General features: G+C 75.1%; 9 protein-coding genes. 1 reads left to right on the top strand and 8 read right to left on the bottom strand.

Going from position 1 to position 9,052, the window contains the following annotated elements:
• From HLB15_RS20675 to mihF, 8 genes are all read right to left on the bottom strand, one after another.
• On the bottom strand, positions 1-208 hold a 208-nt coding region (locus HLB15_RS20675), incomplete at its 3' end, for a hypothetical protein (protein WP_171108202.1).
• Positions 205-1,092: a hypothetical protein gene (locus HLB15_RS20680; RefSeq protein WP_171108203.1), complete on the bottom strand. Its 888-nt coding sequence runs from the start codon at positions 1,090-1,092 to the stop codon at positions 205-207. The genes HLB15_RS20675 and HLB15_RS20680, both read right to left, overlap by 4 nt.
• Positions 1,089-2,372 carry a primosomal protein N' family DNA-binding protein gene (locus HLB15_RS20685; protein WP_311979601.1) on the bottom strand — a complete coding sequence of 428 codons (1,284 nt, stop codon included), beginning with the start codon at positions 2,370-2,372 and terminating at the stop codon, positions 1,089-1,091. Before HLB15_RS20685 ends, HLB15_RS20680 begins: the two co-directional genes overlap by 4 nt.
• A 123-nt stretch (positions 2,373-2,495) precedes the next feature.
• Positions 2,496-3,686, bottom strand: a complete 1,191-nt coding sequence (gene metK, locus HLB15_RS20690) for a methionine adenosyltransferase (protein ID WP_171108205.1) — start codon at positions 3,684-3,686, stop codon at positions 2,496-2,498.
• A 58-nt stretch (positions 3,687-3,744) separates the two neighbouring features.
• Entirely contained in the window at positions 3,745-5,001 is a 1,257-nt protein-coding gene (gene coaBC, locus HLB15_RS20695; RefSeq protein WP_171108207.1) for a bifunctional phosphopantothenoylcysteine decarboxylase/phosphopantothenate--cysteine ligase CoaBC, read from the bottom strand.
• Between the two features lie 10 nt (positions 5,002-5,011).
• Complete coding sequence (rpoZ, locus tag HLB15_RS20700) at positions 5,012-5,347, bottom strand: DNA-directed RNA polymerase subunit omega (protein ID WP_171108209.1); 336 nt, start codon at positions 5,345-5,347, stop codon at positions 5,012-5,014.
• 141 nt (positions 5,348-5,488) lie between these two features.
• A complete protein-coding gene (gene gmk, locus HLB15_RS20705; protein ID WP_212760164.1) occupies positions 5,489-6,097 on the bottom strand; it encodes a guanylate kinase in 609 nt (202 codons plus the stop codon).
• Positions 6,090-6,401, bottom strand: coding sequence for an integration host factor, actinobacterial type (gene mihF, locus HLB15_RS20710; protein WP_119145571.1), 312 nt, complete (start codon positions 6,399-6,401; stop codon positions 6,090-6,092). Before mihF ends, gmk begins: the two co-directional genes overlap by 8 nt.
• 370 nt (positions 6,402-6,771) lie before the next feature.
• Here mihF and HLB15_RS23840 point away from each other — a divergent pair, with 370 nt between their 5' ends.
• Positions 6,772-9,045, top strand: coding sequence for an SGNH/GDSL hydrolase family protein (locus HLB15_RS23840; RefSeq protein WP_212760165.1), 2,274 nt, complete (start codon positions 6,772-6,774; stop codon positions 9,043-9,045).
• Positions 9,046-9,052 lie beyond the last annotated feature (7 nt).

Below are 9,052 nucleotides of genomic sequence, written 5' to 3' on the forward strand. Positions count from 1 at the left end.
CGGCGTGGTCGCCGCGGTCGGCCGCGGCCTGCGCCAGCACGTGCCGCACCCGGGCGCGCAGGTAGAGCGCGTCGGGGTGCGTGCCCAGCCACCACCGGCCCACGACGGTCAGCAGCCGCGCGGCGTACGGCTCGGCGGCGGCGTGACCGCCCCGCTCGTAGGCCTGCCCCATCTGCGCGCCGAGGGCGTTGACGTCGTGGAGCGTCATGGGCCCACCTCCCGCGCGATCTCGACGAGCCGGTGCGGGTCGACGTCGGGCACGGGCGTCAGTCCGGGCACCTCGAGCCGGTACCGGGGCCGCGCGGCCAGGAGCTCCGGGGGAGCGGGCACGGTGCCGGACCACGCGTCGCCGGCGCGGCGCAGCGGGACCACCACGTCGCCCGCGACGGCCCGCAGCGGGACGTGCGGCGGCTCACCGACGACGGGCGCGGCGGGCACGGTCACCGCGAGGGTCAGGTCGACACCCCGCACCAGGTCCACGCGCCACGTGACGTCCCCGAGGGGGTCGGCGACGCCCTGCGGCACCGCCCCGGGGTCGACCGGGTCGGCGCCCTCGAGCAGGGCGGTGCCGGCCGGCCCGGACGCGCCCGCCGCGAGCGCGTACTCCTCCTGCCGGGGTGCGGCGCCGGTCTGCGTCCGCGGTGCGGCGGGCTCCTCGGCCGGGAACGGGTCGGGCGTCTCGAGGTCGACGCCGTGGTCCGCGGCGAGCTCGCGGACCTGCTCACCGAGGCGGCCGTCGAGCGCACCGAGGCGGGTCGTGAGCCCGGCGAGCTCCCGGAGCACGCGCGGCACGGCCTCGTCGTCGTCGGTGACCCCGTCGAGGGCGGCCAGCGCCAGGGCCCGGCGCGCGGCGAGCACGCGGGGGTCGAGCGGTGGCAGGTCGGCGATCCGGGACGCGGGCCACCACGCCGCGCGCCACGCGTCGAGCGCGGCCTGGCGGGCGGGGACGAGCAGCTCGTCGCCGGCGACGCCCAGCCACCCTGCCGCACGCGCCTCGTCCCAGACGTCCGCCCCCTGCCGGCCGGTCCCGAGGTCCCACCACAGCAGGGCCCCGGCACCCTCGAGGACCGCGGTGCGCCACGCCCGGCTCACGCGGCGCCGTCCCGGGCCAGCTCGACGGAGGTCAGGGCGCGCACGCGTGGGGCGCGCTGCCGCAGCACGTCGCGCGGCGGGGCGAGCTCCCTGGCCCAGCCGGAGGCGAGCAGCGCCTGCGCCTGCGCCGTCCGCCCCGGGGAGCCCAGCAGGTACGCGGCCTCCTCCTGCTCGGCGCGCAGCGCGAGCACGTCGCGTGCGTGCGGGTACGGGGCGTGCGGCTCGGCCAGCGTCTCCTCGCCGTCGCCCCACAGCACCACGAGTCCCAGGTCGGCGACGGGCGCGAACATCGTGGCGCGGGTGCCGACCACCACGCGGGCGTCGCCGTGCAGCGCCCGCAGGAAGGCGCGGTAGCGGGGGGCGGGCCCGTCGTCCGCCAGGAGCCGCACCACGTCCTCGGCCCCCAGGCCCGCGGCGTCGAGCGCCGCGACCACGCGCTCGGCGTCCCGGGCGTCCGGCACGACGACGAGAGCGCCGCGCCCGCCGGCGGTGCACGCCCGCACCGCCTGGGCGATCGCCGCGGCCCAGTGCGGGGTCATGGGGTCGGCGGTGTCGGCCCCCACGCCCGGGAGGGCGGACCACACCGCGCGCGGACCCTCGCCGCCCAGGATGCGGCGCAGGTAGGCCTCGCCGCCGCGGTAGGGCGCCCAGGCGGAGGAGTCGGGGGCGGACGGGCCGGTGTCCGCCCGGCTCGCCGCGGGGCGCGCGTCGCCCGGCTCGGGGGACGCGGCCGGCTCGTCCGGGCCCTCGGCCGTCTGCCTGCCCGCCGTCTCCTTCTCGACGCGCGCGTGCCGGGGCGGGACGGCCAGACGCAGCACGTCGGAGAGGGTGCCCGCGTACCGGTCCGCGACGGCACGGCACACCCGCAGCACCTGCGGCGTGAGCACGCGCTCGGCGGAGACCACCTTGCGCAGGGGCACGAGCCGACCGTCGTGGTCGGAGGTCTCCCGGCGCTCGACGACGTACCCGGCGACCTCCTGCCGCCCGAACCGCGCCTTGATCCGCACGCCGGGCTGCGCGTCCTGGTCCATCGTCGCGGGCACCAGGTAGTCGTACGGCTGGTCGAGGTGGGCGGGCTGCAGGTCCAGCGCCACGCGCGCGACGGGCAGCGTCGCGGCGATCGGGACGCCGTTGGTCTCGGCGTGGTCGAGCGGGTCCCGACCCGAACCAGCCCGACCCGAACCGCCCCCCTGGCGGGCACCGCCCACCTCGTCCAGCGCGAGCAGCGCGTCCTCCTGCACCGCCCCCGCCGTCTCGCCCCGGCCTGCTGCCCCGTTCACGCCCCTATCCCACCACGCGCCACCGACACCCCGCCCCCGCCGAGGTAGTCACGAGGCGAGGTAGTCACGAGGCCGCGAGGTCGGCCCTGCCGGGAAGGTCCCGACCTGGGCCGGTGTCCCGGCTCAGAACAGGCTGAGCAGGTCGTCCGCGCGGTCGGTGCGCTCCCAGGTGAACGACGGCAGGTCGCGCCCGAAGTGCCCGTACGTCGACGTCGCCCGGTAGATCGGGCGCAGCAGCTCCAGGTCCCGCACGATCGCGGCGGGCCGCAGGTCGAACACCTCGTTGATCGCCGCGGTGATCTTGTCGACGGGCGCCGTCTCGGTGCCGAACGTCTCCACGTAGAGGCCCACCGGGTGCGCCTTGCCGATCGCGTACGCCACCTGCACCTCGCACCGGCGCGCGAGCCCCGCCGCGACCACGTTCTTGGCCACCCAGCGCATCGCGTACGCCGCCGAGCGGTCCACCTTCGACGGGTCCTTGCCCGAGAACGCGCCGCCGCCGTGCCGTGCCATGCCGCCGTAGGTGTCGACGATGATCTTGCGCCCCGTGAGGCCGGCGTCGCCCTGCGGGCCGCCGATCACGAACTTGCCGGTCGGGTTCACGAACTGCTTCGCGCCGGACCACTCCAGCCCCGCCGCCTCCAGCACGGGGGCGATCACGACCTCGGAGACGGCCACGTGGAGCTTCTGCTGCTCGACGTCGGGCTCGTGCTGGGTCGAGAGCACCACGGTGTCGACGGCGACGGGCCGGTCGCCGTCGTACCCGACCGTCACCTGGGTCTTGCCGTCGGGGCGCAGGCCCTGCAGCTCGCCCGACTTGCGCACGGCCGCCAGGCGCTCCGACAGGCGGTGCGCGAGCCAGCCCGCGACCGGCATGAGCGCGTCGGTCTCGTCCGACGCGTAGCCGAACATCAGGCCCTGGTCGCCGGCGCCCTGGGCGTCCAGCGGGTCGAGGTCGGCGGCGTCGTCGCGCATCTCCAGCGCCTTGTCGACGCCCTGCGCGATGTCCGGCGACTGCTGGCCGATCGACACCGACACGCCGCACGAGTCGCCGTCGAACCCGATCGCGGACGACGTGTAGCCGATGCCCCGCACGACGTCCCGCACGATCTGCGGGATCTCGACGTAGGCCTCCGTCGTCACCTCGCCGGCGACGTGGACGAGACCGGTGGTGACCATGGTCTCGACGGCCACCCGGGAGGTCGGGTCCTGCTCCAGCAGCGCGTCGAGGATGGCGTCGCTGATCTGATCACAGACCTTGTCCGGGTGCCCCTCGGTCACGGACTCGGACGTGAAAAGGCGCAGCTCGCTCATGGGTATCAGCCTACGGTCTCGCACAGCGAACAGTGAATTCTGCTGAGTGAGACGGGGCTCACGGCAGCAGCTTGACGACGGCGTCCCAGAGCGCGTCCGCGACCTCGCGCTTCGACCCGGCGGCCTGCCCGACGACGTCGCCGGACCCGTCCAGGACGGTGACGTCGTTCGCGTCGGTGCCGAAACCGCGACCGGCGCCGACGGCGTTGACCGCGATGAGGTCGGCACCCTTGCGGCGCGCCTTGGCGCGGCCGTGGTCGAGCACGCTGCCGGACTTGTCACCGGTCTCGGCCGCGAAGCCGACGACGACCTGCCCCGCGCGCAGCCGGTCGTGCGCGAGCTCGGCGAGGATGTCGGGGTTCTCGACCAGCTCGATCGGCGCGGGGCCCTGCCCCGGCACCTTCTTGATCTTCGCGTCGGGGGTGCTCGCCGGGCGGAAGTCCGCCACGGCGGCCGCCATCACGACGACGTCGGCGTCCGCGCCCGCCGCGCGGACCGCCTCCCGCAGCTCGGCGGTCGACTCGACCCGCACGACGGAGCACGACACGCCGGCCTGCTCCACCAGCGCGGTGACGTCCTGCGCGAGGTTCGCCGCGACCAACGTCACGACGGCGCCCCGCTCCGCGGCGGCCTGCGCGAGCGCGACGCCCTGGCGGCCGCTCGACCGGTTCCCGATGAACCGCACGGGGTCGATCGGCTCGCGCGTGCCACCCGCCGATACGACGACGCGGCGCCCGGCGAGGTCACGGACAGGGGCGGGCGTGCCGGGGCCCGGCGCCGCGGGACCGGACGCGCCGACCAGCGACAGCGCCTCGCGGGCGATGTCCTCGGGCTCGGGCAGACGGCCCGGCCCCGTGTCGACGCCGGTGAGGCGGCCCGAGGCCGGCTCGATGACGTGCACGCCCCGTTCGCGCAGGGTCGCGACGTTCGCCCGCGTGGCCGGGTGCTCCCACATCTCGGTGTGCATCGCCGGGGCGAGCACCACGGGGCAGCTCGCGGCGAGCAGCGTCGTGGTCAGCAGGTCGTCCGCCCGGCCGGCGGCGGCGCGCGCCATGAAGTCGGCCGTGGCGGGGGCCACGACCACGAGGTCGGCGCTCTTGCCGAGCGCGACGTGCTGCACGCCGGGCACGTCGTCGAACACCTCGGTGCCGACGGGCTCGCCCGACAGCGCCTCGAAGGTGGGGGCGCCGACGAACTCGAGGGCCGACCGCGTCGGGATCACGCGCACGGCGTGCCCCTGCTCGCGCAGCAGGCGCAGCAGGAGCACCGCCTTGTACGCGGCGATCCCGCCGGTGACGCCGAGCAGGATCCTCATGAGCGGCCGGTCAGGCCGGGAAGTCGGGCAGCGCCTGCTCGGCGCGCGCGGCAGCGGCGGCCTCGGCCTGCGCCTGGACCTCCGCCGGGTCGACCTCCTCGATCGTGAGGAGGCCCTGGTTGATCTCGCGCATCGCGATGGAGAGCGGCTTCTCCTGGTTGCGGGTCTCGACCAGCGGGCCCACGTTCTCCAGCAGGCCCTCGTTGAGCTGCGAGTAGTAGGCGTTGATCTGGCGGGCGCGCTTGGACGCGTACAGCACGAGACCGTACTTCGAGTCGATGCGCTCGAGCAGCTCGTCGATCGGCGGGTCGGTGATGCCCTCGGGGGTGGCGACGGTTCCGGCCATGGGAATCTCCAGAAGTCTGTGGTGTGTGGTCTGCGGTCGCTCCGACGAACCAGGACGCACGCTACCGCGCGAGGAGGTGCGTCGGAGGAAGTCCGAGGAGCAAGTCTACCTGCTCCGTCGTCGGTCGTGCGGGTCGTCGGTTCAGCCGACGACGGACGTGGCGGAGCCCACACCCATGAAGGCGACGAGCGCGTCGGTCGCACGGTGCACGTCGTCGTTGACGATCGTGACGTCGAACTCCTTCTCGGCGGCGAGCTCGACGCGCGCCGTGGCGAGCCGGCGCTCACGCTCCTCCGAGTCCTCGGTCCCCCGGCCGACGAGGCGGCGCACCAGCTCGTCGAAGCTGGGCGGGGCGAGGAAGACGAACCGGGCGTCCAGACCCGAGGTCTCGACCGCCTCGCGCACCTGGCGCGCGCCCTGGAGGTCGATCTCCAGGAGCACGGGAACGCCGGCCGCGAGCTTCTCCTCGACGGGCCTGCGTGGCGTCCCGTAGCGGTTCCGACCGTGCACGACGGCCCACTCGAGCATCTCGCCGGACTCGACCATGCGGTCGAACTCCTCCGGCGTCACGAACAGGTAGTGCACTCCGTCCACCTCGCCCGGGCGCGGCGACCGGGTGGTCGCCGACACGGAGAGCCAGACCTGCGGATAGCGGTCCCGCACGTCGGCGGAGACCGTGCCCTTGCCCACGGCGGTGGGGCCTGCGAGCACGGTCAGCCGTGCGGGTCGTGTCGTACTGATCTCAGCCAAACCTCTCGATGAGCGCCGCCGTCTGGTGGGGTCCGAGGCCTCGGACGCGGCGGGTCTCGGCGATCCCGATCTCTTCCATGATCGCCCTGGCCTTAACCTTACCGACCCCGGGGAGCGACTCGAGCAGCGAGACGACCTTGAGCTTGCCCACGACGTCGTCCTGCCGGCCCTGCTCGATGACCTCCTTGAGGGAGCCCTGCGAGTACTTGAGCTTGTTCTTGATCTCGGCCCGCGCGCGACGCGCCTCTGCGGCCTTCTCGAGTGCTGCCGCACGCTGCTCGGGTGTGAGGGGAGGTAGTGCCACGCAAGTCACCTACTCGTGTCTCGACCGGTCTCCTGGCTCGGACGGCCGGTCCTCGCTCGGGCCGCAGGCCCAAGTCCGTGACCTGGTCCGCGACCGGTCTGGTGTGAACTGCTGCATCGAAAGTAGCCATCGCCTCAGTGGTCGGCAATCGCAGAACGCCACTTCGTGAAAACTCATGCACTCAGGCTTTACGGCATTTAGTACATTTCGCATGAAAATGGCCCCGTCTGCCACAAGCGGAGGCCGCTCACCAGGCGCTCCGGTCACGAGCCCGCCGCGGAGGTCGGACGCCCGAGACGTTGACGCCCGCACCGCCGACCCGTAACGTCGCTCGACGCTGACAACGATGTCATCGCCCCGAGGAGCGCTTGTGCCCCGCATCCCGAGAGCACGCACCCGTCCTGCCCCCGTCGCCCGACCCACCCGCCTCGCCCGCGTCGCCCGGCCGGCCACCGCCACGGGAGTCGTGCTCGCGGTCGCGCTCACCGCGAGCCTCGCCGCCCTCCCCGCCGGCGCGGCCGCTCCCCCGGTGCAGGCCGCGCCACCCGGCGGGGCGGTCACCACCGCGAGCGCCGCACGCGACACCGGCGGGGTCCCGGACAGTACCTGGGTCGCCACCTGGGCGGCGGCGCCGAACGGCGGCACCACCACCGACGGGTTCCCCGGCTACACCATCCGCAACCTCGTGCGCACGAGCGCCGGCGGCGACCGGGTGCGCGTCAAGCTGTCCAACGCGTTCGGTACCGCGCCCCTGGTCGTCGCGCACACCACGGTCGGTGTGCAGCGGCTGCCGGGCAGCCCGGCGGTCGCCGACGGCACGCTGCGCGACGTCACGTTCGGCGGCGCGGAGGCCGTCACGGTCCCGGCGGGCGCCGAGGTCTGGAGCGACCCGGTCGGGCTGCGGCTCGGTGCCGGTACCGACCTGTTCGTCACCACGTTCACGCCCGAGCGCTCCGGTCCGGCGACGTATCACGCGGAGGGCCTGACCACGTCGTACTACGCGACGGACGGCACCGACCACGCGGGCAGTCCCGACGGGGCCGCGCTCACCTCGACGACGACGTCGTGGCACTACGTGACCGAGGTCGCCGTCGAGCCCGGAGCGAGCCGTGGTGCCGTGGTGACGCTGGGCGACTCGATCACGGACGGCGTCGGGTCGGGTCGCGACCGCAACCTGCGCTATCCGGACGTGCTCGCGCAGCGGCTGCGTGACGCGGGCGGGGTGCATGCCCGCACCGGGGTCGTCAACGCGGGCATCAGCGGCAACCGGGTGCTGCTCGACGGCGCGGGCGTGCGCGCCACCGACCGCGTCGAGCGGGACGTGCTGCAGCGGGCCGGGGTGAGCACGGTCGTGGTGCTGCTCGGTATCAACGACATCCAGCAGGAGCCGCACCAGCTCGACCCGACGAAGATCACCGACGGGCTCACGCGGATCGCGCGCGACTGCCGCGCCGCGGGCCTCACCGTCCTCGGTGGCACCGTCACCCCGTTCGCGGGCTGGCGCAGCTACGGCCCGGAGCAGGAGGCCACGCGGCAGGCCGTCAACGACTGGGTCCGCACGACCGACGAGCTCGACGCCGTCGTGGACTTCGACGCCGCGGTCCGGGACCCGGCCGACCCCCACCGGATGCTCCCGGCCTACGACAGCGGGGACCACCTGCACCCCGGCGAGGCGGGGCTGGCGGCGATGGCACGGGCGGTCGACCTGTCGGCGCTCGGCCGGCCCGGTGCCGTCCGCCCCGGTCGCCCGGCGCCGGTCGAGCGCTCGGTCGTGGTGGCGAGCGGCCCGGAGACCGTGACGGCCGTCGCGGGGCGGGCGGACGAGGTCGTCTTCCGGGTCCGCGCCGTGGTGCAGCGGCCGGGGACCGCGCGGGGCATCCTCACCACGACGGTCGACGGGGTGCGCACCCGCACGCCGTTCGAGGTCACGAGCGCGGGCCGCAGGACGCAGGTCGACCTCGAGCCCACCGTCGCGCTGCCGCCGGACGCGCCGCCCGGCCCGCGGACGGTGCGGTTCGAGGTGTCGGTGCCCGGTGCGGGACGCGCCGTCACGCAGGCACGCCTCGACCTGGTCGCCCTCGGCTGCACGCAGGACGACGACGTGTGCGCCGTCGAGCTGCCGTTCGACCACGACTCGATCGCCACGGAGACGAACGACGCCGACGGCGACTTCGACGGCCTGGGCTGGAGCTACGCCGCCGAGACCCTGCCGTCCGCAGGCCCGGCGCCGCTGGCAGGCACCGTGTACGCGTTCGGCAGCGGCGCCGACGGCGTGGACAACACGGTGCGGGCGGGCGGCCAGACGATCGGTCTGCCGCCGCTGCGCGCGGACGGGCTGCACGTGCTGGCGGCCGCGGCGGACGGTGCGGTGGACGTGCCCGCGACGCTCACCTACGCCGACGGCGGCACCCAGGTCGTGCCGCTGGCGTTCAGCGACTGGGCGCAGGGTGCGGGTGCCGGCGAGCAGGTCGCGGTCGCCGCGCCGTACCGGCTGCGCGCCGGGGGCGGCCGCGACGCGCCACCCGTGAACGTCTTCGCGCGCGCCTATGCCGTCGACCCCGCGCGGACGGTCGCGTCGCTCACCCTGCCCGACGAGGCACGGCTCAAGGTGTTCGCCGTGACGCTGGAGCAGGCGGACGGCTGAGATGCCG

Source organism: Promicromonospora citrea (assembly GCF_013004695.1).
Taxonomy (GTDB): domain Bacteria; phylum Actinomycetota; class Actinomycetes; order Actinomycetales; family Cellulomonadaceae; genus Promicromonospora; species Promicromonospora citrea.

What these genes read in the sequence shown, in the direction of transcription:
- rpoZ (WP_171108209.1), bottom strand. Translation starts at nt 5,347, where the DNA reads ATGGCCGGAACCGTCGCCACCCCCGAGGGCATCACCGACCCGCCGATC.
- coaBC (WP_171108207.1), bottom strand. Translation starts at nt 5,001, where the DNA reads ATGAGGATCCTGCTCGGCGTCACCGGCGGGATCGCCGCGTACAAGGCG.
- metK (WP_171108205.1), bottom strand. Translation starts at nt 3,686, where the DNA reads ATGAGCGAGCTGCGCCTTTTCACGTCCGAGTCCGTGACCGAGGGGCAC.